Consider the following 25,755-nt stretch of genomic DNA (forward strand, 5'->3'; position numbering starts at 1 on the left):
AAAAAATCCCGGAAAGCCTTATCTGGCGGGCGTTACAACCTGAAACACTTTGTTACCGCGAGGGGTCATTAATTCGCCCACAATGGCCTCAACGGTTTCAACACGGATGCGGTCTCGTGTGCCAAGTGTGAGCGGACGCGAAGCGCTGCGAGCCAGTCGGTCACGTACCGAAGCCCTTCCGAGGGGCATCCCTGTTGGAGTCGTTTCCGGCCCCCGCCGGACTCGGTTTCATCTTTGGTCTCCTCGCGCTAACCCCGTAGCGTGTGGTTTTTAGCGGGCTAATATGCCCGCTTTTTTTCGTCCATCGAAAACGCAACAGCCCGCAGGCCGTCGCGTTTGCCCCGCCGCCGGGCCGCTCGGTCTTTTCAAGCGGTCTTCTGCACGTCGAGCTTCAGTTCGTCGATCATCCGTTCGCGCATCACGAACTTCTGCACCTTGCCCGTCACCGTCATCGGCAGCTCGTCAACGAAGCGGATGTAGCGCGGAATCTTGTAGTGCGCGATCTGGCCACTGCAGAACGCGCGCACGTCATCCTCGGTCATCTGCTCGTCCGCGCGCAGCACGATCCACGCGCACAGCTCCTCGCCGTATTTCGCGTCGGGCACGCCGAACACCTGCGCGCTCTGAATCTTCGGATGCCTGAACAGGAATTCCTCGATCTCGCGCGGATACACGTTCTCGCCGCCGCGAATCACCATGTCCTTCAGCCGGCCGACGATGTTGCAGTAGCCCTCGGCGTCGAGCGTCGCGAGGTCGCCCGTATGCATCCAGCCGTCGACCAGCACCTCGCGTGTCTTCGCGTCGTCGTCCCAGTAGCCGAGCATCACCGAATAGCCCTTCGTGCACAGCTCGCCGGTCGCGCCGACCGGCACGATCTCGCCGTTCGGGTCGACGATCTTCACCTCCAGGTGCGGCTGAATGCGGCCGACCGTCGTCGTGCGCTTCTCGAGCGGGTCGTCGGTCGAGCTCTGGAACGACACGGGGCTCGTCTCCGTCATCCCGTATGCGATCGTGATTTCGGACAAATGCATCTGCGACACGACGCGTTTCATCGTCTCGATCGGACACGGCGAGCCGGCCATGATCCCGGTGCGCAGCGTCGACAGGTCGAACTTCGCGAAGTCCGGATGATCGAGCTCGGCGATGAACATCGTCGGCACGCCGTGCAGCGCGGTGCAGCGCTCGTCGGCGACGGCCGCGAGCGTCGCGACCGGATCGAACGCCTCGCCGGGGAACACCATCGCCGCGCCCTTCGACACGCACGCGAGCACGGCCAGCACCATCCCGAAGCAGTGATACAGCGGCACCGGGATACAGAGCGAATCCTGCTCGGTGAAGCGCATCGCCATCGCGATCGAGCGCGCATTGTTGACGACGTTGCGGTGCGTGAGCGTCGCGCCCTTCGGGCTGCCGGTCGTGCCGCTCGTGAACTGGATGTTGATCGGTTCGGTGGCCGCGAGCGTCGCGCCGATCGCGTCGAGCCGCGCGACATCGAGCGTGTCGCGGCCGCGCGCCATCACGTCCGCGAAGCGGAACATGCCGGCCGGCGCGACCTCGCCCATCGACACAACCGTGCGCAGGCTCGGCACGCGCGCCGCATGCAGGTCGCCCGGCGTCGCGCTCGCGAGTTCCGGCGCGATGGTCTGCAGCATCTCGACGTACGCCGATGTCTTGAAGCGCTCGGCCGCGATCACGGCCTTGCAGCCGACCTTGTTCAGCGCGTATTCGAGTTCCGCGAGCCGGTAGGCCGGGTTGATGTTGACGAGGACCGCGCCGATGCGCGCGGTCGCGAACTGCGTGAGCAGCCATTCGCTGCGGTTCGGCGACCAGATGCCGACGCAATCGCCCTTCACGATCCCGAGCGCGTCGAGGCCCGCCGCGAGCACGTCGACCTCGTGCGCGAACGCACGCCAGGTCCAGCGCACCTGCTGTTCGCGGAACACGACGGCCGGGCGATCGGGAAAGCGGCCCGCCGTGTCGAGCAGGAAGCGGCTGATCGTCGCGTCGGATAGCGGCACGTCGGTCGCGCCGCGCACGTACGACAGTCCGTTTTCGGGCGCGATCAGCGCCCCCTTGCCAAGGTCTGCTGCCATCGATGTCTCCGTCCGTTTTTGTCTGATCGGCCCGGCGCGCGGCTGACGCGCGCGCCTGCTCCGCCGCGATCGCGGCGGACTGCCTCTGCCCGGATGATGCCGCGCTCTGCTGACGACACTCTGACATCAAATCGCGGCGGGCGGATGAAATAGCACGACCGGACGATACGATCCGGCCCGCAAAAAAACAGACGAAAACGACGGACGAAAAAAAAGCAGCCCGAAGGCTGCTTTCTTTCGCGGGATACGCGCGCGCGGCTCAGTGCCGGCTGCGAATCTTCGCCAGACGCTGGATCGCTTCGAGCTGCGCCATCGCGGTCGCGAGCTCGGATTGCGCCTTTGCGAGGTCGAGGTCCGACTTCGCGTTCTGCAGCGTTTCCTCGGCACGCTTGCGCGCTTCCTCGGCTTTCGCCGCGTCGAGGTCCTTGCCGCGGATCGCGGTATCGGCGAGCACCGTCACGGCGCCCGGCTGCACTTCGAGAATGCCGCCTGCGACGAACACGAATTCGTCGTTGCCGCCCTCGACTTCGATGCGCACCGCACCCGGACGAATCCGCGTGATCAGCGGCGTGTGACCCGGCAGAATACCCAGCTCACCCGTTTCGCCCGGCAGCGCGACGAATTTCGCCTCGCCCGAGAAGATCTGCTCTTCCGCGCTGACGACGTCTACTTTGATGGTTGCCATATCGACTCCTGGTTGAGCGTATTACGTGGACGCCCGTCCGTGAAAAGATGCCATCGAGACATCTTTCACGAACGCACGGGCGCCCGCTGCGTTACACCCGACCTTTACTGGATCTTCTTGGCCTTTTCGAAGGCTTCGTCGATCGTGCCGACCATGTAGAACGCCTGTTCCGGCAGGTGGTCGCACTCGCCGTCGACGATCATCTTGAAGCCACGGATCGTTTCCTTCAGCGGCACGTACTTGCCCGGCGAGCCCGTGAACACTTCAGCGACGTGGAACGGCTGCGACAGGAAACGCTGGATCTTACGAGCGCGCGCGACCGACAGCTTGTCTTCCGGCGACAGTTCGTCCATGCCCAGAATCGCGATGATGTCGCGCAGTTCCTTGTAGCGCTGCAGCGTCTGCTGAACGCGACGGGTGATCGAGTAGTGCTCTTCACCGATCACGTTCGGGTCGATCTGGCGCGACGTCGAGTCGAGCGGGTCGACCGCCGGGTAGATACCCAGCGAAGCGATGTCACGCGACAGAACGACGGTTGCGTCCAAGTGGCCGAAGGTGGTTGCCGGCGACGGGTCGGTCAAGTCGTCCGCAGGGACGTACACGGCCTGAACCGACGTAATCGAGCCCTTCTTGGTCGACGTGATGCGCTCTTGCAGCTTGCCCATTTCTTCAGCCAGCGTCGGCTGATAGCCCACTGCCGACGGCATACGGCCGAGCAGTGCCGACACTTCGGTACCGGCCAGCGTGAAACGGTAGATGTTGTCGACGAAGAACAGCACGTCGAGGCCTTCGTCACGGAAGTGCTCGGCCATCGTCAGGCCGGTCAGCGCGACGCGCAGACGGTTGCCCGGCGGCTCGTTCATCTGGCCGTACACCAGCGCGACCTTGTCGAGAACGTTCGAGTCCTTCATTTCGTGGTAGAAGTCGTTCCCTTCACGGGTACGCTCGCCCACGCCCGCGAACACGGAGTAACCGCCGTGTTCCTTCGCGATGTTGTTGATGAGCTCCATCATGTTGACGGTCTTGCCCACGCCGGCACCGCCGAACAGGCCAACCTTGCCGCCCTTCGCGAACGGGCAGATCAGGTCGATGACCTTGATACCCGTTTCGAGCAGTTCGGTCGACGGCGACAGTTCGTCGAACGCCGGAGCCTTCTGGTGGATCGAACGCGTCGTTTCGCTTTCGATCGGGCCGGCTTCGTCGATCGGACGGCCGAGCACGTCCATGATACGACCGAGGGTCGGCTTGCCGACCGGCACCGAAATCGGCTTGCTCGTGTTCTTCACGGTCAGGCCGCGGCGCAGGCCGTCGGATGCACCCAGACAAATGGTACGGACCACGCCGTCGCCCAGCTGCTGCTGGACTTCGAGCGTCAGTTCCGAGCCATCGAGAATGAGCGCGTCGTAGATCTTCGGCATGCTGTCGCGCGGGAATTCCACGTCGATAACGGCGCCGATGCACTGTACGATCTTGCCTTCTACCAAAGCAGCAGTACTCATCGCTTTTCCTTTAAATACCTGATTCTTTACTCGCGCAAAGGCGCAGTTGTCGTCCCGGGCGCGCGCTTAAACAGCGGCTGCGCCGCCGACGATCTCCGACAGTTCTTTCGTAATCGCGGCCTGGCGGCTCTTGTTGTACACGAGCTGCAGTTCGCTGATCACCGTCTTCGCGTTGTCGGACGCGGCCTTCATCGCGACCATCCGCGCCGATTGCTCGGACGCCATGTTCTCCGCGACGGCCTGGTACACCAGCGCCTCGACGTAACGCACGAGCAGTTCGTCGACGACTGCCTGCGCGTCCGGCTCGTAGATGTAGTCCCACGACGTGGCCGGCGTACCGTCATCGGCTTCGAAGTGTTCCGACGACAGCGGCAGCAGCTGCTCGATCACGGCTTCCTGCTTCATCGTGTTGACGAAGCGCGTGTAAGCGATATAAACCGCCGACAGCTTGCCTTCCGAGTACAGATCGAGCTGCGTCTTCACGGCGCCGATCAGCTTGTCCAGATGCGGGGTGTCGCCGAGGTGCACGACCTGCGACATCACCTTCGCGCCGAAGCGGTTCAGGAACCCGAGGCCCTTGCCGCCGATCGCGGTGGCTTCGACCTTCTGGCCCTTCTCTTCCAGCTCCTTGAACTTCTGCACCGTCGCACGCAGCACGTTGGTGTTCAGACCGCCGCAAAGACCCTTGTCCGTCGTGACGAGGATGATGCCGGCCGTCTTCGCGCCGTCGTTTGCCACCATGAACGGGTGGCGGTACTCCGGGTTCGCGCGGCTCATGTGCGCGGCGATGGCACGGACCTTGTCTGCATACGGACGAGCGGCGCGCATGCGTTCCTGCGCGCGACGCATCTTCGATGCGGCCACCATCTCCATCGCCTTCGTGATCTTGCGCGTGTTCTGCACGCTCTTGATCTTGCCGCGAATTTCCTTCATTCCAGCCATAGCTTGCTCCTTGACCGAAGCGGCGCGGGCGCATCAGCACCCGCGCGGCCTCAGTGTGTCACTCGCGGATCAATAGGCACCGGACTTCTTGAAGGATTCGATCGCCGAGCGCAGTGCGCCTTCGTCGTCCTTCGAGAGATCCTTGGTGTCTTCGATGCGCTTGATGAGGTCAGCGTGGCTGGTCTTCAGGTTGTCGCGCAGGCCCTTCTCGAACGACAGCACTTGCTTGACGTCGAGATCGTCGAGGTAGCCGTTGTTCGCGGCGTACAGCGACACGGCCAGTTCCCACACCTGCAGCGGCTGGTACTGCGGCTGCTTCAGCAGTTCCGTCACGCGGCGGCCGCGCTCGAGCTGCTTGCGGGTCGCTTCGTCAAGGTCCGATGCGAACTGCGCGAATGCGGCCAGTTCACGGTACTGCGCGAGGTCGGTACGGATACCGCCCGACAGCTTCTTCACGACCTTCGTCTGAGCAGCGCCACCGACTCGCGACACCGACACGCCGGCGTTGATTGCCGGGCGGATGCCTGCGTTGAACAGGTCGGTTTCCAGGAAGATCTGGCCGTCGGTAATCGAGATCACGTTCGTCGGAACGAACGCGGTCACGTCGCCAGCCTGCGTTTCGATGACCGGCAGTGCCGTCAGCGAGCCGCTCTTGCCCTTCACTTCGCCGTTCGTGAACTTCTCGACGTACTCTTCCGACACGCGAGCAGCACGCTCGAGCAGACGCGAGTGCAGATAGAACACGTCACCCGGATATGCTTCACGGCCCGGCGGGCGGCGCAGCAGCAGCGAGATCTGACGGTATGCCCATGCTTGCTTGGTCAAGTCGTCATAGATGATCAGCGCGTCTTGGCCGCGGTCGCGGAAGTATTCGCCCATCGTGCAGCCGGCGTACGGTGCGAGGTACTGCATCGCTGCCGAATCCGAAGCCGAAGCGGCGACGACGATCGTGTATTCCATCGCGCCCGTTTCTTCGAGCTTGCGAACCACGTTCATGATCGACGAAGCCTTCTGGCCGATCGCGACGTAGATACAGATCAGGTCCTTGCCCTTCTGGTTGATGATCGCGTCGAGCGCCACCGCGGTCTTGCCGCACTGACGGTCGCCGATGATCAGCTCACGCTGGCCACGGCCGATCGGCACCATCGCGTCGATCGACTTGATGCCCGTCTGCACCGGCTGCGACACCGACTTACGCCAGATCACGCCCGGGGCGATCTTTTCGATCGCGTCGGTCAGCTTCGCGTTGACCGGGCCCTTGCCGTCGATCGGGTTGCCGAGTGCGTCGACCACGCGGCCGACGAGTTCCGGACCAACCGGGACTTCCAGAATGCGGCCCGTCGTCTTGACGATGTCGCCTTCCGAGATGTGTTCGTATTCGCCGAGAATCACCGCGCCGACCGAGTCGCGCTCGAGGTTCAGCGCGAGGCCGAACGTGTTGCCCGGAAACTCGAGCATTTCGCCCTGCATCACGTCCGACAGGCCGTGGATGCGCACGATACCGTCGGTCACGGAGATCACGGTGCCTTGGTTGCGAACGTCTGCGCTCGCTTCAAGGCCCTGGATCCGGCTCTTGATCAGCTCGCTGATCTCAGAGGGATTGAGTTGCATTATTCGCTCCTGATAGTCAATTCTGTTGCGTGCCGGCGTGGCGCTCAGGCGGTCAAGGCAGCCTGCATCGATGCGAGGCGCGCGCGAACCGAGGTGTCGAGCACTTCGTCGCCGACCGTCACGCGCACGCCGCCGATCAGCGACGAATCGACTTCGACCGTCGGCTTCAGCTTGCGCTTGAACTTGCGTTCGAGGCCAGAGACGAGGCTTTCGAGATCCGCGCCGTTCAGCGGGAACGCGCTCACGATCTCGGCGTCGGCTGCACCTTCGCGTTCGTTCTTGAGCGCCTCGAACTGCTCGGCGATTTCCGGCAGCAGCGCGATGCGATGATTGTCGACCAGCATCTGCACGAAGTTCTTCGCTTCGGCGCCAGCCGCGACCGGCGACTTCACCGCAGCAAGCAGCAGCTCGGCCACTTGCGTGCGCGTCACCTTCGGGCTCGACGCGACCGACAGCACTTCCGGCAGACGCGCAACCTGGGCCAGCTCTTGCACGAGCGTGGACCAGGCGGCGATGTCACCTCCCTCGGCCACGCGGAACAGCGCTTCTGCGTAAGGGCGGGCGATGGTTGCAAGTTCGGCCATGATCAGAGCTCGGCTTTCAGTTGATTCAGCAGTTGGGCGTGGGCCGTTTGATCGACTTCGCGCTTCAGGATCTGCTCGGCGCCCTTCACGGCCAGCGCGGCGACTTCGCCACGCAGCGCTTCGCGCGCCTTCACGATTTGCTGTTCTGCTTCCGCTTTCGCCTGGGCGACGATGCGGGCGGCTTCAGCCTGGGCGTTGGCCTTGATTTCCTCGGCGACCGCCTGGGCACGCTTTTCAGCGTCGGCGATGCGCTGCTGGCCGTCGTTGCGGGCCTGCGCGAGTTCCTGGTCCACGCGCTTGTGCGCTGCGTCGAGTTCCGCCTTGCCCTTCTCCGCGGCGGCGAGGCCGTCGGCGATCTTCTTCGAACGTTCGTCGAGGGCGTTGATCAACGGCGGCCACACGAACTTCATCGTGAACCACGCGAGGACCAGGAACACGACCATTTGCGCAAACAGAGTTGCGTTGAGATTCACGGTGTTTCCTTATCTGCTATTCCGGAAAAATGAAACGGTAAGGCGCTCATCGAGTTGCATTCGATCAGCGCCCCAAGTCTCCGTTCCGCCCTGCGCCGGCTTACGCCGGGCGCATATTTCCGAGGAACCTTAGCCTGCGAGCTTCGACAGGAGCGGGTTCGCGAACGCGAACAGCATTGCGACACCAACGCCGATCAGGAATGCAGCGTCGATCAGGCCGGCCAGCAGGAACATCTTCGTTTGCAGCGGGTTGATGAGTTCCGGCTGACGTGCGCAGGCTTCGATGTACTTGCCACCCATCAGCGCGATACCGATACAGGCGCCGATTGCACCCAGGCCGATGATGATGCCGATACCGATGGCGGTCAGACCCTGGATGTTGGCGATGTAAGCTTGCATGATCACTCCTTTGTGAAAAGACTTGGAACTGAGATTTAAAAAACTAAAACGGAAACTCTTTTTTGCACGCCGCGCTTAGTGCTTGTCGTGCGCCTGGCCGAGATACACCAGCGTCAGCATCATGAAAATGAATGCCTGCAACAGAACAATCAGGATGTGGAAGATTGCCCAGACGCTACCCGCGATCACATGACCAATGAAGCCGAGGAACGTTGCGTCGCCACCGAAGCTCCACATGCTGCCGAGCAGGGCGATCAACAGGAACAACAGCTCACCCGCGTACATGTTGCCGAACAGCCGCATGCCGAGGGAAACGGTCTTTGCGAGGTATTCGACGATGTTCAGCGCGAGGTTCGGGATCCACAGCAGCGGGTGGGCGCCGAACGGGGCCGACAGCAGCTCATGCACAAAGCCGCCCGCGCCCTTGATCTTGATGCTGTAGTAGATCATCAGGACGAACACGCCGAGCGCGATGCCGAGCGTGCCGTTCAGGTCGGCCGTCGGGACGATGCGATGGTGGGAAATCACGTCCGACAGACCGAGCAGGCCGATGACGCGGCCCGGCAGGTCGACGGGGAGGAAGTCGAGGGAGTTCATCAGCGCGACCCACACGAACACCGTGAGGGCGAGCGGAGCGATGAAGGTGCGGTTGCCGTGGACGATGGCCTTCGATTGATCCTCGACCATTTCGACGAGCATCTCGATCGCACACTGGAAACGGCCCGGCACGCCCGAGGTCGCCTTGCGGGCGGCCAGACGCAGCAGGACGATCGTCACAATGCCGCACACGATCGACCAGAACAGCGTGTCGAGGTTCCAGACGTGGATGTCGAAAATCGACGTCTGATGCGAGGTGGAGAAATTCTGCAAGTGGTGCGCAATGTACTCGGACGGATCCGGACCGCGCGTGCCTTCGCTAGCTGCCATATCGTTAATGCCACCCAAATTGTCGAAAATCGTTTTGCCCCGTTCCGCAATACGCTATTGCGGGAACGGGCCGGTGCGGTTCGTTGTCGAAACCGCACGCTGCTTGTTGCTTACCGCCAGGCCAGCGCGATCCAGTACGTCTTCAGCACGACGAGGTAGGTGACGAGGAGTGCCGGCCAGTGCACGCCGGCATAGCCGTACGCCACTGCGGCGAACATCCCGATCGTCACGCCGAGCTTCAGGGCTTCGCCCATCACCCAGCTCATCACGGTGGCCGAACCACCTGCCTTCAGTCGTGCCACGAACAACGCGCTTGGCACCCAGCCGATCGCCCCGCCCAGAAACGCGGATTGCGCAGCGGCGCCCGGCGACTTTGAAAACAGCCACCACGCCAGCGTTGCAACCAGGGACAAGACCACCTGCGCGATCACCACCTTGTAGGGGGTCACGCGCGACGGCTTGCTCACGTTCGGACCGAACAGCCTCTCGGCTTCCGTGCGCGTGAGCGGAACGATGTTGTTATCTTGCAGCTCGGCATCCCAGTCGTCGCCATCGGACTCGCGCCGCTCGCCGGCCGCTGAAGCGGTGCGTTGCGCTCGGTGATCATCGTGCCTGTCGTTCGGCGCCTGACCCGCCATCGCAATCTTCCGCAAAATCCTTGAACCCGGCCCCAAGCTTTCCGAAAGCTTTCAGGGGTGCCTAGCTAACAAATCCGGGCGATTGTAAGCGATAGTTGCAGGTGATTCAAGGCTTTAGACGCGACAAAAACCAGCGTAAAACGACGCCTCATCATGTGAAAAACGCGCGCGTCGATGACGTACGATGACAGTTGTAAGGTCGGTTTTTCGCACCGGCATTTCTCGCCCAAAAAAATGCGGGTGCAACGAAATGACGTGACAGCGACGTGCGGTGCATGCGCCACCGGCGCGGCGCGATCGCAGCAGGAATTCTGCTGTGACACGAACACGGGAAACCATCCGACGCGGCGATGGGCAATAGAGGAAACACTGTGACCACCGCGTCGAGCGCGATGCGCGAAATGCGCTCGAACCGAGCGCGCCGGTGCCCGCAATCAGTTGTTGCGCCACCACAGTCGTTGGACTGTGGTGGCGCAACACTTATCAACAGGCCCGACCTTGCAACGACAAGGAACGCTGTGCACCCTCCCCGCCAGGCTTGCGGCATGCGTGCGCCGCACTGATCCGCATCGCTCAGCCGTGAACGAGCAACCACGCACCCAGCGCCGCGCTCACGAGCGCGAACGGAATCGACACGAGGTGAAACGGCAGCCACATGCGCGGCTCCTTCGCGAGACGCACCGCGATCAGGTTCGCGAGCGAACCGATCGCGAAACCGAAGCCACCGACCGATACGCCGAACGCGAGCGCCCGCCAGTCGCGCGTGAATTCCGACAGCAGGATCGCCGCCGGCACGTTGCTGATTCCCTGTGACACGACCGCGCCCGCCGCGAACACACGCAGCGGCGAATCGAGATGGGTTCGCGCGATCGCGTCGTGGACGACCGGCAGCGCGGCCGCGCTGCGCAGCACAACGAACATCAGCACGAAGATCAGCAGCAGCAGCCAGTCGATCTTCAGGACTGCGTCACGTCTCGCCACCAGCAGCGCGATCACGACGCCGATCAGGCCCGGCACGGGATTGTGCGCATCGGCGAGCAGCACGAACGCACCGAACAGCACCGCCGCAAGCAACGCATGCATGCGCTGCACGGGAACGGCCTGGACGTCTCCCGACAGATCGAGCGGCTTCGCGCGAAACGCGCACGCCGTCAGCACGAGCAGCAGCGCCATCAACGCCAGTGCGAGCGGCCCGAGCGTGACGACGAAGCGGCCGAACGACACGCCGCTCAATTGCCACAGGAAAAGGTTCTGGGGATTGCCGAGCGGGGTCGCGACGGACCCCGCGTTGACGGCCAGCGCGACCACGATCACGAGCCGCCGGAACGGCAGCGGCGTCAACGTGCGCAGCGATACCATCAGCGGCACGACGACGAACAACGCGACATCGTTGGTGAGCCACATCGCGAGCGCCGCCGCGAACACGACGAGCAGCATCGCGAGCCCGCGCTCGGAATGCACGTGATGCACGATGCGATGCGCGAGCCACATCAGGCACCCGGACAGCTCGAGCGCCTTGGTCAGCATCAGCAGACCCGCGAGCGTCGCGACGGTCTGCCAGTCGACGAGACCGACCAGTGCGCCAACTGGTTGCGGACGCAACCATTGCAGAACAATCAGCGCAAGCGCCAGCACCGTCAGTACGGGTTCCTGCAAAAGCCAGCCAAGCCACCGGCGCGGCGCCGGCGCGCCCGTGTTTTCCATCGATCGTGCCTCGTTATTCTTCGGTCGCGACGTTGCCGCGCAGACGCGCAAGAATGCCCTCGAGCGCGTCGAGGTTGCCGAAGTCGATCATCACCTGCCCTCGCCCGCGGCGGCCGAGCTTGATCTTCACCGTCGACGCGAGCAGGTCGGACAACTCCTCCTCGAGACGACGCGTGTCGCGGCCGCCATCGTCCTTCGCGCGCGCCTTCACCGCCGGCGCTTCCTTCGTCGTATGCGCGACCAGCTTCTCGGTCTCGCGCACCGACATGCGTTTGTTGACCACCTGGTGCGCGAGCGTGATCTGCGTCGCGGCATCGACTGCAAGCAGCGCACGCGCGTGGCCCATGTCGAGGTCACCGGCCAGCAACATCGTCTGCACCGGCGCCGCGAGGTTCAGCAGGCGCAGCAGGTTCGATACCGCGCTGCGCGAGCGGCCGACCGATTCGGCCGCCTGTTCGTGCGTGAAACCGAACTCATCGAGCAGGCGCTGGATACCGTGCGCCTCTTCCAGCGGATTCAGATCCTCGCGCTGGATGTTCTCGATCAGCGCCATCGCGGCGGCAGCCTGATCGGACACGTCCTTCACGAGCACCGGCACTTCGTCGAGGCCAGCCAGGCGTGCCGCGCGGAAACGCCGCTCGCCCGCGATGATTTCGTATTTGTCAGATGAAATAGGTCGTACCAGGATCGGCTGCATCACGCCTTGCGCGCGAATGCTGGCCGCCAGCTCCTGCAGGCTGCCTTCGTCCATCCGCGTCCGCGGCTGGTACTTGCCGGCCTGCAGCTTGCCGAGCGCGAGCGTGTTCGGTGCCCCTTCGATCTTCACCGCTTCGGTGATGTCCGCACTGCCGCCGAGCAGCGCTTCGAGGCCACGTCCCAAGCCCTTCTTCTTTGGTACCGCGTTCATGTCTTTCTTCCTCGCTTCGCTCATGTCCGGATCACGACACCTCGAACGCGCGCACGCGATCGATCATCTCGGCACCGAACTGGAGATACGCCTGCGCACCGCGAGAGTTACGGTCGAATACGACGCCCGGCAACCCGTAACTCGGCGCTTCCGCCAAGCGCACGTTGCGCGGAATCACCGCGTCGAACACCTTGTCGCCGAAGTGCGCTTTCAGTTGATCGGAAACTTGCTGCTGCAGCGTAATGCGCGGATCGAACATCACGCGCAGCAAGCCGATGATCTTCAGGTCGCGGTTCATGTTCGCGTGAACCTGCTTGATCGTATTGACGAGGTCCGACAGCCCCTCCAGCGCGAAGTATTCGCACTGCATCGGGATCACGACGCCATGCGCCGCGCACAATCCGTTCAGCGTCAGCAGCGACAGCGTCGGCGGGCAATCGATCAACACGAAGTCGTAGTCGTCGGCCACGTGTTCGAGCGCGGCCTTCAACCGTCGCTCGCGGTTATCGATGCTGATCAGTTCGATCTCGGCACCGGACAGTTCACGGTTGGCCGGCAGCACGTCGTACGTGACACCTTCCGGACGCACGCGCGCGTCCGTCACCGATACGCCGTCGACCAGCACTTCGTACACGGTCGACTCGCAGGCGGCCTTGTCGATCCCGCTGCCCATCGTCGCGTTGCCCTGCGGGTCGAGATCGATCAGCAGGACTCGTTGCTCCTGCGCTGCAAGGCTTGCGGCGAGATTGACCGATGTCGTCGTCTTGCCGACGCCCCCCTTCTGGTTCGCAACGCAGAAGATCTTTGCCATCGTTGGTGTGTTCCCTTTACCTTCAAACAAACGGCGCGCTACCGCGCACCTTCAATTCGCCTCGTCGACGGTGACCTCGATCAGATGCCGTTCGGCATCGAGCATCGGTACCGCCAGCCGTATCGCCTGCTTTACGCGACTGCCTTCCGGCAACCGTGCAATTTCGTCGTCCGGGTGGACACCCTTCATTGCCCAGATCGATCCGCCGGGCGCGACGAGATGTCGAGCAAGTTTAACGAAGTCGGATAGATCCGCGAAGGCGCGGGATACGATCATGTCGAATTTTTCCGGCACTTCGACGCCAGGCTGCAGCGATTCGACACGCCCGGTGACGACAGACAAGTTCGCGAGCTTCAGCTCGGCGCGCATCTGCGTCTGGAATGCAGACTTCTTCTGCACGATATCGTTCAGCGTGACCTGCCAGTCCGGCTGGACGATCGCCAGCACGATACCGGGCAATCCGCCGCCCGAACCCACGTCGAGCACGCGCGCCGATGCACGGTCGCGCAGATGCGGAACGATGGAGAGCGAATCGAGAATGTGCTGGATCAGCATCTGCTTCGGGTCGCGGATCGCGGTCAGGTTGTAGACCGCGTTCCACTTGCCGAGCAGCGCGACATAGTCGAGCAGCTGGTTGCGTTGTGCATCCGTCAACGTGATGTCGAGCGCGGCCGTGCCGTCGACGAGCATCTGTTCAAGTACGTCCCGATTAACCGCCGGCGCGCGACGCGCCGTCATTGTTGCGTCGGGACGGTGCCGTCCCCCTGTTCCGTCACTTCCGCGGCGGCGCCGTTACGACGGCCGAGGCCGCGGCGCTTCAGGTGCACCATCAGCAGGGAGATCGCAGCCGGCGTGACGCCCGAAATCCGCGATGCCTGGCCGATCGTTTCCGGGCGGAACTCGTTCAGCTTCTGGCTCACTTCGAACGACAGGCCGCGCACCTCGCGGTAGTCGATACCGTCCGGCAGGCGTGTGTTCTCGTTCGCATCGTTGCGCTCGATCTCGCTGGCCTGCCGCTCGATATAGCCCTGATATTTGATGCCAATCTCGACCTGTTCCTTGATCTGCTCGAGCAGCACCGGATCGTCGGCCAGCGGCTCTGCAGGCGCGCATTCACCACCCTTCAGGCCGCACACACCGTCGTAGCTGATACCGGGGCGGCGCAGCAGTTCGGCGAGGCTGTACTCGTGATCGATCGCCTTGCCGAGCAACGCAGTCGCCTCTTCAGGCGGCAGCGTCTTCGGCGTGACCCACGTCGACTTCAGTCGTTCGGTTTCACGTGAAACAGCGTCGCGCTTCCGACTGAACGCATCCCAGCGCACGTCGTCGACGAGGCCCAGCTCGCGGCCGATCTCGGTCAGGCGCATGTCCGCATTGTCTTCACGCAGGCTCAGACGATATTCGGCACGACTCGTGAACATCCGGTACGGCTCCGCCACGCCACGCGTGACGAGGTCGTCGACCAGCACGCCAAGATAGGCCTGATCGCGACGCGGGCACCATGCGTCCTTCTCCTGCACGTAGCGGCCTGCATTCAGGCCGGCCAGCAGCCCTTGTGCGGCCGCTTCTTCGTAGCCGGTCGTGCCGTTGATCTGGCCCGCAAAGAACAGCCCATTGATCGCCTTCGTCTCGAGCGACGCCTTCAGCGCGCGCGGGTCGAAGTAGTCGTATTCGATCGCGTAGCCGGGGCGCAGGATGTGCGCGTTCTCAAGGCCGCGCATCGAGTGCACGAGCTCAAGCTGCACGTCGAACGGCAGGCTCGTCGAAATCCCGTTCGGATAGAACTCGTTGGTCGTCAGCCCTTCCGGCTCAAGGAAGATCTGGTGCGATTCCTTCGATGCGAATCGGTGGATCTTGTCCTCGATCGACGGGCAGTAACGCGGGCCGACACCTTCGATCACGCCTGTATACATAGGCGAACGGTCGAGGCCGCCGCGAATGATGTCGTGGGTGCGCTCGTTCGTGTGCGTCACCCAGCACGGCAGCTGCTGTGGATGCTGCTCCGCACGGCCCAGAAACGAGAATACGGGGATCGGATCGAGGTCGCCCGGCTGCTCGTCCAGCTTCGAAAAGTCGATCGAGCGGCCATCGATACGCGGCGGCGTACCGGTCTTCAGGCGGCCCTGCGGCAGCTTCAGCTCCTTCAGGCGAGCCGACAGCGACACGGCCGCCGGATCGCCTGCGCGACCGCCCGTATAGTTGTTCAGGCCGACGTGAATCTTGCCGTCGAGGAACGTACCGGCCGTCAGCACGACCGCACGTGCGCGGAAGCGGATGCCGATCTGCGTCACGGCGCCGACCACGCGGTCGCCTTCGACCATCAGGTCGTCGACAGCCTGCTGGAACAGCCACAGGTTCGGCTGGTTCTCGAGCCGATGGCGGATTGCAGCCTTGTACAGGATGCGGTCGGCCTGCGCACGCGTCGCGCGCACGGCCGGGCCCTTAGACGAATTGAGGATCCGGAACTGAATACCGCTCTCGTCCGTCGCGGCGGCCATCGCGCCGCCGAGCGCATCGACTTCCTTGACCAGATGGCCCTTGCCAATGCCGCCGATCGACGGATTGCAGCTCATCTGGCCGAGCGTTTCGATGTTATGGGTCAGCAGCAGCGTCTTCGCACCCATACGGGCCGATGCCAACGCGGCTTCCGTGCCGGCGTGCCCGCCACCGACGACGATGACATCAAATTCTGTGGGAAAAAGCATGGTGGATTCCGTGCGCAGGACTGCGCACGAACCTATCTGAGAAATGTATGGGGCGAATTATAGCGGGTTCGCTTTTCACCCGAAGACCGTCCGAATGGTAGGGCCGGTTCATTTGGTCGTTTTTTTCGCCCGACCGTGCAAGCTGTGCCGTGCGGCCTGCTTCGGCGGCGCTGCCGCGCCCTCAGCGCACATCGTCAGGCTGTGCAAAATCGCGAACCCGGCAGTGGTTTGCGAAACCCGCCGTCGCTGCGCCATCACAGCATGTCGGATCGACCTTCCTACGCTTATCCCCTGTGCCATTTGGCCCCGTGTCGATAGAACACCGTCGCGCGTACAGCGCTCAACTACCCTGTGCAGCCCGACGATGGGGCCCCGCTCGTCACAGGGCTTCCGCTCGTTGCTCCGGCACTTATCCCCACGCCGGATTCACCGACGCATCGCCCTCTTCCAGAAAACAAAAGCGGCGTGTTTCACGTGAAACACGCCGCCCGTTTCCCGCCAACCGCCTCACCGATCAAGCCGTTTTTTTCACCAACCCCAAGTATGTTTCGATCACGCGCGGATTCTGCGCCAGCTCGGCCGCCGGCCCTTCCAGCGCAAACTCCCCAGTCTCCAGTACATAGCCGTAGTCCGAGATTTGCAGCGCTGCCCGAGCGTTCTGCTCGATCAGCAGCGTCGCGACACCTGTGCCACGTAACGCGCTGATGATATGAAAAATCTCCTTCACGATCAGCGGTGCCAGTCCGAGACTCGGCTCGTCGAGCATCAGCAAGTCGGGCTTGCCCATCAGCGCGCGGCCGACCGCGAGCATCTGCCGCTCACCACCCGACAGCGTGCCGGCCGCCTGCTTGCGCCGCTCCTTGAGCCGCGGAAACAGCGCAAACACATGATCGAGCTGATCGAGAAAGTTCGACTCGCCTGCGAGCTTGCGGCGATACGCGCCCAGCACAAGGTTATCCCCGACCGTCATCGTGCTGAACAGCTCGCGCTTTTCCGGGACCAGGCACATTCCCCGCGCGACACGCTGTTCGACCGGCAGTGCGCCCACGTCCTTGCCACGGTACACCACGGCCCCTGACGCATGCCCGGTCACCGGCAACGCGCCCATGATTGCGTTCAGCAGCGTCGACTTGCCGGCCCCGTTCGGGCCAATCACGCTGACGATCTGCCCAGCGCCGACCTTGATCGCCGCGCCGTGCAGCGCCTCGACCTTCCCGTAACGCACCGCCAGGCCGCGCACGTCGAGAATCGGCATCGTCGTATCCGTCATCACTCCACCCCGCCCAGATATGCTTCGAGCACCACCGGATCCTGCTGCACGTCCTGTGGCAGCCCTTCCGCGATCCGCGTGCCGAATTCCATCACCACCAGCCGGTCGGTGAGGTTCATCACGAAATCCATGTCATGTTCCACGAGCAACACGCTCATCCCCTCCGCCTTCAGGCGCCGCAGCAAGTGGGCGAGTTGCTGCTTCTCCTGGTAGCGCAGCCCGGCGGCCGGCTCGTCGAGCAGCAGCAGCGTCGGATCGCAGCACAGCGCGCGCGCGATTTCGAGAATCCGCTGCTGGCCGAGCGCGAGGCTGCCCGCTTCGTCGTACATGTGCCTCTCCAGCCCGACGCGGCGGATCTGGCGTGCCGCCTCGGCCAGCAGCTGCGCTTCCTCGTGCGCATTGAGCCGCGCGATGCTGCGCCACACGCCCGTATGGCCGCGCAGGTGCGCGCCGATCGCGACGTTCTCGAGCACCGTCATCGTCGGCAGCAGCTTCACGTGCTGGAACGTACGACCGATCCCCCGCCGGACGATCTGGCGCGACGTGAGTCCGTTAATCCGCTCGCCGCGGAACGTGATCGTGCCGGCGGTCGGCTGCAGCACGCCGGTCACGAGGTTGAACGTGGTCGACTTGCCGGCGCCATTCGGGCCGATCAGGCCGATGATCTGCCCCGCTTTCACGTCGAAGCTGACGTCGTTGACGGCCACCAGGCCGCCGAACTGCTTGCGCGCGTTATCGACGACGAGCAGCGGCTCGCCCGCCGCCGGCTTCGCGCGCTGCGGCAACGGATCGGCATGGTCGGGCGCATGTGCGCGCGGCCCGCGCGGAAACAGCTTCGCGACGAACGGCCACACGCCCTGGCGTGCGTACTGCAGCAGCAGCACCATCAGCACGCCGAACACGATGATCTCGAAGTTGCCTTCCGAGCCGAGCAGCTTCGGCAACAGCGTCTGCAGATAGTCCTGCAGCACCGTGAGGATCGCCGCCCCGAGCACCGCGCCCCACACGTGCGACACGCCGCCGACCACGGCCATGAACAGGAATTCGATCCCGTGGTTCAGGCCGAACGGGGTCGGGTTCACCGCGCGCTGCAGATGTGCGTACAGGAAGCCCGAAACCGCCGCGAGCACGGCGGCGTAGACGAAGATCACGACGCGCATCCACGCGGTGTTCACGCCCATCGCCTCGGCCATCACGCCGCCGCCGCGCAATGCGCGGATGGCACGGCCTGGCCTGCTGTTGAGCAGGTTCTGCACCGACACGATCGCGGCCAGCACGACGGCCCAGATCAGGAAGTACAGGCTTCGGCCGCTTCCCAGCTCGATGCCGAACAGGTTCAGTGCCGGAATCCCGTTGATCCCGTCGTACTTGCCGAGCAGTTCGAGGTTGCCGAACAGGTAGAACAGCGCGAGGCCCCACGCGATCGTGCCGAGCGGCAGGAAGTGCCCGGACAGGCGCATCGTGACCGCACCGAGCACGAGCGCGACGAGCGCCGTCAGCACGACGCCGACGATCAGCGCGAGCCACGGCGACACGCCGTAGCGCGTCGTCAGGAATGCGGTCGCATACGCGCCGATGCCGACGAATGCGGCCTGCCCGAAGCTCGTCATCCCGCCGACGCCCGTCAGCAGCACGAGTCCGATCGCGACGATCGCGTAGAGGCCGATGTAGTTCAGCAGCGTGATCCAGTATTCGGGCACCTGCAGCGCGCCGGGCAGCACCGGCAGCGCGAACAGCGCCACGAGGAACACCCAGAAGGTCTTGTTGCGTACCATTGTCTTCATCGCGTCACTCCTCTTCCTCTTCCGTGTGCGGCGTCGCGAAACTGCGCCACAGCAGCACCGGGATGATCAGCGTGAACACGATCACTTCCTTGTACGCGCTCGCCCAGAACGACGAATACGATTCGAGCACGCCGACCAGCAGCGAGCCGGCGGCCGCGAGCGGATAGCTGACCAGCCCGCCGATGATCGCGCCGACGAAACCTTTCAGGCCGATCAGGAAGCCGGAGTCGTAATAGATCGTCGTCAGCGGACCGACGAGGATGCCGGACAGCACACCGAGCCCGGCCGCCAGCGTGAACGCGAGCCGCCCCGCTTCGGTCGTGCCGATGCCGACGAGCCGCGCGCCGAGACGGTTCACCGACGTCGCACGCAGCGCCTTGCCGGCGATCGTGCGGCCGAAGTACACGTAGAGCGCACCGATCAGCACCAGCGCGGTCACGACCACGAGGATGCTCTGCACCGACACCGTCATGCTGCCGACCGACAGCGACGCATCCGCGAAGCCGTTGGTGCGCGAACCTTCCGCCCCGAACATCACGAGCCCGAGGCCGACCATCGCGAAATGGACGGCGACGGATACGATCAGCAGCAGCAGCGTCGTGCCTTCGGCGATCGGCTGATAAACGAGCCGGTAGACGAACGGCCCCATCGGCACGACGATCGCGAGCGTCAGCGCGATCTGCGCAAGCATCGGCATCGGCTGCGCGGCGAAGCTGCGCGTGATCGCGAACACCGCGAGCGGCAGCAGCACGTAGCGGCTAGCGAGCGTCGCGAGCGTGCGGCCGAGCTGATGGCGGCGTTCGCGATGGCGGATCAGGCCGCCGACTTCCAGCAGGAAGCACGCGATGCCCATCACGAACAGCAGCCAGCAGGTGGCGGGAAATTTCTGCGCCTGCAGCGCTGCAAGCGTGAGCGCACCGTAGGCGACGAATTCACCTTGGGGAATGAAGATCACCCGCGTGACGGAAAACACCAGCACGAGCGCCAGCGACAGCAATGCATAAATGGCGCCGGTCGTGATGCCGTCTTGCGCGAGGATCGCCGCAATCGAGAGATCCATACGTTTCGTGTATCGAGAATGCTGCGGAGAAACGAAAGACGGGAATGGCCGCGGCGCACGAACGGCAAGATCGGCGCGTCGGGCGCCACGCGGCTGGCCCCGGTGATTCCATGCGGCACGGGAGCGGCCCGTCAGGCCCGCTCCGCTGCCGACGGCGCGCACGGCGCCGTTCGCGCCGCGCCCGCCGGTTTCACGTGGTGCTTATTCGGCCTGCAGCTTCCACTTGCCGTCGACGATCTGCACCATCACGCGCGCACGCGTGTCGAAGCCGTTGTGATCGGTCGGCGTCGTGTTGATCACGCCGTGCGACACGGGCAGGTCCTTCACGCTCTCGAGCGACGCGCGCAGCGCCTCGCGGAACGCCTCGGTGCCCGGCTGGCCCTTCTTCAGCGCGTCGGGAATCGCACGCTGCAGCAACAGCCCCGCATCCCATGCGTGGCCGCCGAAGGTCGACAGCGAACCGGCGCCGTATGCCTTCTCGTACGCGGCCTTGTAGCCGAGCGCCGGCTTCTTCACCGGGTTCGAATCGGGCAGCTGGTCGGTCACGAGCACCGGGCCGGCCGGCAGGATCTCGCCTTCGCAATCCTTGCCGCACACGCGCAGGAAGTCGTTGTTCGCGACGCCGTGCGTCTGATACACCTTGCCCTTGTAGCCACGCTCCTTTAGCGTCTTGGCGGGCAGCGCGGCCGGCGTGCCGGACCCGGCGATCAGCATCGCGTCGGGATTCGAGCCCATCAGCTTCAGCACCTGCCCCATCACCGACGCGTCGGTGCGGTTGTAACGTTCGTTCGACACGAGCTTCAGCCCGTTCTTCTCGGCCGCTGCGCTGAACGTCTTGTACCAGCTGTCGCCGTACGCATCGGCGAAGCCGATGAAGCCGACCGTCTTCACGCCGTGCTTCGCCATGTAGCCGGCGATCGCATCGGCCATCAGCTGGTCGTTCTGCGGCACCTTGAACATCCATGCGCGCTTCGCGTCCATCGGCGAGATGATCTGCGCGCTCGCCGCGAGCGAGATCGTCGGCGTCTTCCCCTGCGATACCGGGTCGAGCATCGCGAGCGAGTTCGGCGTGACGGACGAACCGATGATCGCGTCGACGTGATCCTCGTCGATCAGCTTGCGCACGTTCTGCACCGCGCGGCTCGTGTCGGACGCATCGTCGAGCACGATGTACTGGACGCTCTTGCCCGCGATTTCCTTCGGTAGCAGCGCGATCGTGTTCTTTTCCGGAATCCCGAGCGATGCGGCCGGCCCGGTGGCCGACAGCGTCACACCGATCTTCACCTGCGCCGACGCCGTGGCCGCCGCGCACACAAGGCCCGCGGCAAGCAAAACCTCCATCCATCGATTCATCTTCATTTATGTTGTCTCCAAACGCTGCTCGAAAAATCCGCGGGTCGCTCGGGCGGCTCCCGGTCCTCAAAAAAGTTAATAATTTAACTATCTCGCCGTACCGCGCCTACGCTCGTTTTCCCGTGAAACGCCGGCACCGCCATCAAGCCCCGGCGAGACCGCGCGCGCACGCGCCGCGGCGCGTGCCGACACGGTCGTGCGACCGCCACGATGCGCGGCGGCAATGTCGTCAGGATGAACAAAACGGAGAAATGCGACGTTGCGCGAGACGCGATCGATGCGGACGCAACGATCGTCGGAAGGTCGGCCGGCCTGGCCGGGTTCGGCTCCACGAGCTCGCGGCGCAGAATCGAAAAATCGGCCGTTCATGCGAACGCGAACGACACGTCGGATGCGAACGCAACGACCGCGGAGACCGTCGTGCCGGCAAATCGCACCGGAACGCGCATGCCGGCCGCAGGACGGCTCGTGAACGCCGGGGCATACCCGTGCACCGCCGACCCCGAACGAGCGGCGCCAGCCGCCCCTCGCACCCCGATCCATCGTCCCGCGCTTCTCATCCAACCGCACTCCCTCTTCTGCATTTTGCTTGTAGGAGAACTGCCGACCGTTTTCCCGACCGCTCGGTCGGCGAAAGCTGAGTGTAACGGACGCTTTTTGCGCACGCCAACCGGGTAAGCCCGGACGGCAATGCACGCGGCTGCGCGCCGGCGGCGATCGACCGGCAGGAATGGATGAAAACGGGGAGACGGGATGACGCGCGAGCGAGGTGGGGCAGAATGCGGCGCCACTGCCCTGCACCAGCAATGGAAATTCGCGCACCAAATGAAAAAGCGCTGTTGGATTCCGTCCAACAGCGCTTTGGGGTCCGGGCACTTTGTGCCTCGATTGTCTCCTCGTTCTCCACCTGCAAATTCGTTTCGCGGTGCATCAGAACTGAAACGAAGATTAAAGGACCTTTCACCCTGCGACAACTTAGCATTTACCCCTATGGTGCATCGCCGCACGAAAATGGGGCACCAGTCTCGCCGCGCGGCACCGGCACGAGGCCGCCGAAACGCCCTTCCCGGCCGGGCCGGATGGTGCTTCGCATCAACGCGCCGCGCCGGCCGCCGCGCTGCAATCAGGACGGCCTGAGCGTCTTGACCCGCGCGACCATCTCGCCGACGATCCCGCGCCTGAACGCAAGCACGCATGCGATGAAGATCAGCCCCGTGACGATCGTCGTCGATTCGCCGAGCGAGTGGAACCAGCCGATGCCGGTCGCCGACGCGAGCCATTCGCCGATGTCGCCGAGCCGGTCCTCCAGCGCGACGATCAGCGCCGCGCCGAGCAACGGCCCGAACAGCGTGCCCATCCCGCCGACGAGCGTCATCAGCACGACGAGGCCCGACATCGTCCAGTACGCGTCGGACAGCGTCTCGAAACCGAGCACCAGCACCTTCAGCGAACCGGCCAGCCCCGCGAGCCCGGCCGACAGGATGAACGCGAGCAGCTTGAAGCGGTCGGTGTCGTAGCCGAGCGAGATCGCGCGCGCCTCGTTCTCCTTGATCGCAACGAGCACCTGGCCGAACGGCGAGTGCACGATCCGCACGATGAACGCGCACGCCGCGACGATCACCGCGAGCACGACGTAGTAGAGGGCGACGTCGTTCGACAGGTCGACGAGCCCGAACAGGTGCCCGCGCGGCACGCCCTGCAGGCCGTCCTCGCCGTGCGTGAACGGCGCCTGCAGGTAGATGAAGTAGACCATCTGCGCGAACGCGAGCGTGATCATCGCGAAGTAGATGCCCTGCCGGCGGATCGCGAACAGGCCGACCACGAGCCCCAGCAGCGTCGCGGCGAACGTGCCCACGAGCACGCCGAGCTCGGGCGTGAAGCCGAGCGTCTGGATCGCATAACCGGTCGCATAGCCGGCGGTCGCGAGGAACATCGCGTGGCCGAACGACAGCAGCCCCGTATAGCCGATCAGCAGATTGAACGCGGCCGCGAACAACGCGAACGTGAGCACCTTCATCACGAACACCGGGTACGCACCGATGAACGGTGCGGCGAGCAGTGCCGCGAGCAGCACGCCGTAGAGCACTTTTCTCTGCATCATTTTTCCTTGCCGAACAGGCCCGCCGGACGAATCAGCAGCACGATCGCCATGATCACGAACACGACCGTGGCCGATGCTTCCGGATAGAACACGCGCGTGAAGCCCTCGATCACGCCGAGCAGCAGCCCCGTGATGATCGAGCCGAGGATCGAGCCCATCCCGCCGATCACGACTACCGCGAACACGGTGATGATCATCGGCTGGCCCATCAGCGGCGACACCTGGATCACCGGCGCCGCGAGCACGCCCGCGAACGCCGCGAGCGCGACGCCGAAGCCGTAGGTGAGCGTGATCATCATCGGCACGTTCACCCCGAACGCCTCGACGAGCTTCGGGTTCTCGGTGCCGGCGCGCAGATAGGCGCCCAGGCGCGTCTTCTCGATCACGAACCAGGTCGCGAGACACACCGCGAGCGACGCGACGACCACCCACGCGCGGTAGTTCGGCAAGAACATGAAGCCGAGATTGGTCGCGCCGGACAGCTGCGACGGCACGTCGTACGGCTGGCCGGACGACCCGTAGAGCGAGCGGAACACGCCTTCGACGACGAGCGTGAGGCCGAACGTGAGCAGCAGCCCGTACAGGTGATCGAGCTTGTACAGCCAGCGCAGCATCGAGCGCTCGATCAGGATCCCGAACGCACCGACGATCAGCGGCGCGAGCACGAGCATCGCCCAGTACGGCAACGCGAAGTACGACAGCCCCATCCACGCGAGCATCGCGCCCAGCATGAACAGCGCGCCGTGCGCGAAGTTGATCACGTTGAGCAGCCCGAAGATCACCGCGAGGCCGAGGCTCAGGATCGCGTAGAACGAGCCGTTGACGAGCCCGAGCAGCAACTGGCTCAGCATCGCCGGCAACGGAATGCCAAAGATTTCCATCGACTTAGCCGTCAGTATGAGTTTCGTTGCGTGCGCAACGTTCAAGCCGTCGCGCGCACGGGCGGCGCAGCGGGCACATCGCTGCGCCCGCCGCCGCGCGGCGCTACGTCGCGCTTACTTCCACAGCGCGCAGCGCGATTCCTGCTTGGTGCCGAATGCCTGATCGCCCGGAATCGTCGCGAGCACCTTGTAGTAATCCCACGGCTCCTTCGATTCCGACGGCTTCTTCACTTCCATCAGGTACATGTCGTGAATCATGCTGCCGTCCTGGCGAATGAAGCCCTTCGCGTAGAAGTCGTTGATCTTCATCTTCTTCAGCTCGGCCATCACCTTGTCGGAGTCGGTCGTGCCGGCCGCCTGCACGGCCTTCAGGTAGGTCGTCACCGACGAATAGTCGGCCGCCTGCAGGCTCGACGGCATCTTCTTCATCTTGCCGAAGTAGCGCTGCGCCCACTGGCGCGACGCCGCGTCGCGGTTCCAGTACCAGCTGTCGGTCAGCACCAGGCCCTGCGTCGTCTCGAGGCCAAGGCTGTGCACGTCGTTGATGAACATCAGCAGCCCGGCGAGCTTCATCGTCTTCGTGATGCCGAATTCCTTCGCGGCCTTGATCGAGTTGATCGTGTCGCCGCCCGCGTTCGCGAGGCCGAGGATCTGCGCCTTCGACGACTGCGCCTGCAGCAGGAACGACGAGAAATCCGACGCGGACAGCGGATGCCGCACCGCGCCAAGCACCTGGCCGCCGTTCGCCTTCACGACGTCCGACGTGTTCTTCTCGAGCGCCTTGCCGAACGCGTAGTCGGCGGTCAGGAAGAACCAGCTCTTGCCGCCCTGCTTCACCACCGCCGAGCCGGTGCCCTTCGCGAGCGCCATCGTGTCGTACGCATAGTGCACCGTGTACGGTGTGCACTCCTCGTTCGTCAGCGTGTCCGCGCCCGCACCGATGTTGATGTAGACCTTCTTCTTCTCCGCGGCGAGCTTGGCCATCGCCAGCGCCGTCCCCGAATTCGTGCCGCCGACGAGCAGGTCGAGCCCGCCGCGGTCCATCCACTCGCGCGCCTTCGACGCGGCGATGTCCGCCTTGTTCTGGTGATCGGCATAGACGACCTCGATCGGCTTGCCGAGCACCTTGCCGCCGAAATCGGCGACGGCCATGCGGATCGCCTCGAGGCCGCCCTGCCCGTCGATGTCCGCGTAAAGCCCCGACATGTCGGTGACGAAACCGATCTTCACGCTATCCGCGGCGTGTGCGGCGCCGGCTGTGAACGCTGCGGTCGCGACCGCGAGACACGCGTGTGCGAGGGTCTTCATTTTCATTGACGTCTCCTGTT

General features: G+C 64.1%; 22 protein-coding genes. All 22 read right to left on the reverse strand.

Translation table 11 applies throughout. The annotated features are described in order from the left end of the window. Positions 1–365: 365 nt before the first annotated feature. Positions 366–2,093: an AMP-binding protein gene (locus HWX25_RS06670; RefSeq protein WP_175907800.1), complete on the reverse strand. Its 1,728-nt coding sequence runs from the start codon at positions 2,091–2,093 to the stop codon at positions 366–368. Positions 2,094–2,352: 259 nt separating this feature from the next. After that, positions 2,353–2,778, reverse strand: a complete 426-nt coding sequence (locus tag HWX25_RS06675) for a F0F1 ATP synthase subunit epsilon (RefSeq protein ID WP_006477288.1) — start codon at positions 2,776–2,778, stop codon at positions 2,353–2,355. Between the two features lie 104 nt (positions 2,779–2,882). Then, positions 2,883–4,277 (reverse strand): F0F1 ATP synthase subunit beta, encoded by a 1,395-nt coding sequence (gene atpD, locus HWX25_RS06680; RefSeq protein WP_044845237.1) that lies wholly within the window; start codon positions 4,275–4,277, stop codon positions 2,883–2,885. Positions 4,278–4,343: 66 nt separating this feature from the next. Continuing rightward, positions 4,344–5,219, reverse strand: a complete 876-nt coding sequence (atpG, locus tag HWX25_RS06685; RefSeq protein WP_034188170.1) for a F0F1 ATP synthase subunit gamma — start codon at positions 5,217–5,219, stop codon at positions 4,344–4,346. 69 nt (positions 5,220–5,288) lie between these two features. Continuing rightward, complete coding sequence (gene atpA, locus HWX25_RS06690) at positions 5,289–6,830, reverse strand: F0F1 ATP synthase subunit alpha (protein WP_014895499.1); 1,542 nt, start codon at positions 6,828–6,830, stop codon at positions 5,289–5,291. 44 nt (positions 6,831–6,874) lie between these two features. Further along, positions 6,875–7,414 carry a F0F1 ATP synthase subunit delta gene (locus HWX25_RS06695; RefSeq protein ID WP_014895498.1) on the reverse strand — a complete coding sequence of 180 codons (540 nt, stop codon included), beginning with the start codon at positions 7,412–7,414 and terminating at the stop codon, positions 6,875–6,877. A gap of 2 nt (positions 7,415–7,416) precedes the next feature. Next, complete coding sequence (locus HWX25_RS06700; RefSeq protein ID WP_006477283.1) at positions 7,417–7,887, reverse strand: F0F1 ATP synthase subunit B; 471 nt, start codon at positions 7,885–7,887, stop codon at positions 7,417–7,419. A gap of 129 nt (positions 7,888–8,016) precedes the next feature. After that, positions 8,017–8,286 carry a F0F1 ATP synthase subunit C gene (gene atpE / locus HWX25_RS06705; protein ID WP_006482730.1) on the reverse strand — a complete coding sequence of 90 codons (270 nt, stop codon included), beginning with the start codon at positions 8,284–8,286 and terminating at the stop codon, positions 8,017–8,019. A 75-nt stretch (positions 8,287–8,361) separates the two neighbouring features. Next, on the reverse strand, positions 8,362–9,213 hold the full coding sequence (gene atpB / locus HWX25_RS06710) for a F0F1 ATP synthase subunit A (protein WP_059531209.1): 852 nt from the start codon (positions 9,211–9,213) through the stop codon (positions 8,362–8,364). A 110-nt stretch (positions 9,214–9,323) separates the two neighbouring features. Further along, on the reverse strand, positions 9,324–9,851 hold the full coding sequence (locus HWX25_RS06715; protein WP_175907802.1) for an ATP synthase subunit I: 528 nt from the start codon (positions 9,849–9,851) through the stop codon (positions 9,324–9,326). 573 nt (positions 9,852–10,424) lie between these two features. After that, complete coding sequence (locus HWX25_RS06720) at positions 10,425–11,555, reverse strand: SLC13 family permease (RefSeq protein ID WP_175907804.1); 1,131 nt, start codon at positions 11,553–11,555, stop codon at positions 10,425–10,427. A 13-nt stretch (positions 11,556–11,568) separates the two neighbouring features. Next, entirely contained in the window at positions 11,569–12,462 is an 894-nt protein-coding gene (locus HWX25_RS06725; RefSeq protein ID WP_059531410.1) for a ParB/RepB/Spo0J family partition protein, read from the reverse strand. Positions 12,463–12,493: 31 nt separating this feature from the next. Further along, entirely contained in the window at positions 12,494–13,273 is a 780-nt protein-coding gene (locus HWX25_RS06730) for a ParA family protein (RefSeq protein WP_044845234.1), read from the reverse strand. 51 nt (positions 13,274–13,324) lie between these two features. Continuing rightward, the gene (gene rsmG, locus HWX25_RS06735; protein ID WP_175907806.1) at positions 13,325–14,011 is read right to left on the reverse strand and encodes a 16S rRNA (guanine(527)-N(7))-methyltransferase RsmG; all 687 of its coding nucleotides are present in this window, start codon (positions 14,009–14,011) and stop codon (positions 13,325–13,327) included. Further along, on the reverse strand, positions 14,008–15,978 hold the full coding sequence (mnmG, locus tag HWX25_RS06740) for a tRNA uridine-5-carboxymethylaminomethyl(34) synthesis enzyme MnmG (protein ID WP_175907808.1): 1,971 nt from the start codon (positions 15,976–15,978) through the stop codon (positions 14,008–14,010). The genes rsmG and mnmG overlap by 4 nt, the downstream gene beginning before the upstream one ends. Positions 15,979–16,492: 514 nt before the next feature. Further along, on the reverse strand, positions 16,493–17,248 hold the full coding sequence (locus HWX25_RS06745; RefSeq protein WP_175907811.1) for an ABC transporter ATP-binding protein: 756 nt from the start codon (positions 17,246–17,248) through the stop codon (positions 16,493–16,495). Then, positions 17,248–19,032, reverse strand: coding sequence for a branched-chain amino acid ABC transporter ATP-binding protein/permease (locus HWX25_RS06750; RefSeq protein ID WP_175907813.1), 1,785 nt, complete (start codon positions 19,030–19,032; stop codon positions 17,248–17,250). The genes HWX25_RS06745 and HWX25_RS06750 overlap by 1 nt, the downstream gene beginning before the upstream one ends. A gap of 4 nt (positions 19,033–19,036) precedes the next feature. Then, on the reverse strand, positions 19,037–20,092 hold the full coding sequence (locus HWX25_RS06755) for a branched-chain amino acid ABC transporter permease (RefSeq protein ID WP_059699580.1): 1,056 nt from the start codon (positions 20,090–20,092) through the stop codon (positions 19,037–19,039). Positions 20,093–20,293: 201 nt separating this feature from the next. Next, positions 20,294–21,451 carry an ABC transporter substrate-binding protein gene (locus HWX25_RS06760; protein WP_059531229.1) on the reverse strand — a complete coding sequence of 386 codons (1,158 nt, stop codon included), beginning with the start codon at positions 21,449–21,451 and terminating at the stop codon, positions 20,294–20,296. A 1,117-nt stretch (positions 21,452–22,568) separates the two neighbouring features. Beyond that, on the reverse strand, positions 22,569–23,543 hold the full coding sequence (locus HWX25_RS06765; protein WP_059699721.1) for a branched-chain amino acid ABC transporter permease: 975 nt from the start codon (positions 23,541–23,543) through the stop codon (positions 22,569–22,571). After that, positions 23,543–24,427, reverse strand: a complete 885-nt coding sequence (locus HWX25_RS06770) for a branched-chain amino acid ABC transporter permease (protein ID WP_059814543.1) — start codon at positions 24,425–24,427, stop codon at positions 23,543–23,545. The genes HWX25_RS06765 and HWX25_RS06770 overlap by 1 nt, the downstream gene beginning before the upstream one ends. 114 nt (positions 24,428–24,541) lie before the next feature. Further along, on the reverse strand, positions 24,542–25,741 hold the full coding sequence (locus HWX25_RS06775) for an ABC transporter substrate-binding protein (RefSeq protein ID WP_059814550.1): 1,200 nt from the start codon (positions 25,739–25,741) through the stop codon (positions 24,542–24,544). Between the last annotated feature and the right edge of the window lie 14 nt (positions 25,742–25,755).

The sequence above is a fragment of the Burkholderia sp. BCC1640 genome, from assembly GCF_902833125.1.
Taxonomy (GTDB): Bacteria; Pseudomonadota; Gammaproteobacteria; order Burkholderiales; family Burkholderiaceae; genus Burkholderia; species Burkholderia diffusa.

Excerpts from the sequence above, each read along its gene's own strand:
- HWX25_RS06670 (WP_175907800.1), bottom strand. The coding sequence starts at position 2,093 with ATGGCAGCAGACCTTGGCAAGGGGGCGCTGATCGCGCCCGAAAACGGA.
- HWX25_RS06675 (WP_006477288.1), bottom strand. The coding sequence starts at position 2,778 with ATGGCAACCATCAAAGTAGACGTCGTCAGCGCGGAAGAGCAGATCTTC.
- atpD (WP_044845237.1), bottom strand. The coding sequence starts at position 4,277 with ATGAGTACTGCTGCTTTGGTAGAAGGCAAGATCGTACAGTGCATCGGC.
- atpG (WP_034188170.1), bottom strand. The coding sequence starts at position 5,219 with ATGGCTGGAATGAAGGAAATTCGCGGCAAGATCAAGAGCGTGCAGAAC.
- atpA (WP_014895499.1), bottom strand. The coding sequence starts at position 6,830 with ATGCAACTCAATCCCTCTGAGATCAGCGAGCTGATCAAGAGCCGGATC.
- HWX25_RS06695 (WP_014895498.1), bottom strand. The coding sequence starts at position 7,414 with ATGGCCGAACTTGCAACCATCGCCCGCCCTTACGCAGAAGCGCTGTTC.
- atpE (WP_006482730.1), bottom strand. The coding sequence starts at position 8,286 with ATGCAAGCTTACATCGCCAACATCCAGGGTCTGACCGCCATCGGTATC.
- atpB (WP_059531209.1), bottom strand. The coding sequence starts at position 9,213 with ATGGCAGCTAGCGAAGGCACGCGCGGTCCGGATCCGTCCGAGTACATT.
- HWX25_RS06715 (WP_175907802.1), bottom strand. The coding sequence starts at position 9,851 with ATGGCGGGTCAGGCGCCGAACGACAGGCACGATGATCACCGAGCGCAA.
- HWX25_RS06720 (WP_175907804.1), bottom strand. The coding sequence starts at position 11,555 with ATGGAAAACACGGGCGCGCCGGCGCCGCGCCGGTGGCTTGGCTGGCTT.
- HWX25_RS06725 (WP_059531410.1), bottom strand. The coding sequence starts at position 12,462 with ATGAACGCGGTACCAAAGAAGAAGGGCTTGGGACGTGGCCTCGAAGCG.
- HWX25_RS06730 (WP_044845234.1), bottom strand. The coding sequence starts at position 13,273 with ATGGCAAAGATCTTCTGCGTTGCGAACCAGAAGGGGGGCGTCGGCAAG.
- rsmG (WP_175907806.1), bottom strand. The coding sequence starts at position 14,011 with ATGACGGCGCGTCGCGCGCCGGCGGTTAATCGGGACGTACTTGAACAG.
- mnmG (WP_175907808.1), bottom strand. The coding sequence starts at position 15,978 with ATGCTTTTTCCCACAGAATTTGATGTCATCGTCGTCGGTGGCGGGCAC.
- HWX25_RS06745 (WP_175907811.1), bottom strand. The coding sequence starts at position 17,248 with ATGACGGATACGACGATGCCGATTCTCGACGTGCGCGGCCTGGCGGTG.
- HWX25_RS06750 (WP_175907813.1), bottom strand. The coding sequence starts at position 19,032 with ATGAAGACAATGGTACGCAACAAGACCTTCTGGGTGTTCCTCGTGGCG.
- HWX25_RS06755 (WP_059699580.1), bottom strand. The coding sequence starts at position 20,092 with ATGGATCTCTCGATTGCGGCGATCCTCGCGCAAGACGGCATCACGACC.
- HWX25_RS06760 (WP_059531229.1), bottom strand. The coding sequence starts at position 21,451 with ATGAAGATGAATCGATGGATGGAGGTTTTGCTTGCCGCGGGCCTTGTG.
- HWX25_RS06765 (WP_059699721.1), bottom strand. The coding sequence starts at position 23,543 with ATGCAGAGAAAAGTGCTCTACGGCGTGCTGCTCGCGGCACTGCTCGCC.
- HWX25_RS06770 (WP_059814543.1), bottom strand. The coding sequence starts at position 24,427 with ATGGAAATCTTTGGCATTCCGTTGCCGGCGATGCTGAGCCAGTTGCTG.
- HWX25_RS06775 (WP_059814550.1), bottom strand. The coding sequence starts at position 25,741 with ATGAAAATGAAGACCCTCGCACACGCGTGTCTCGCGGTCGCGACCGCA.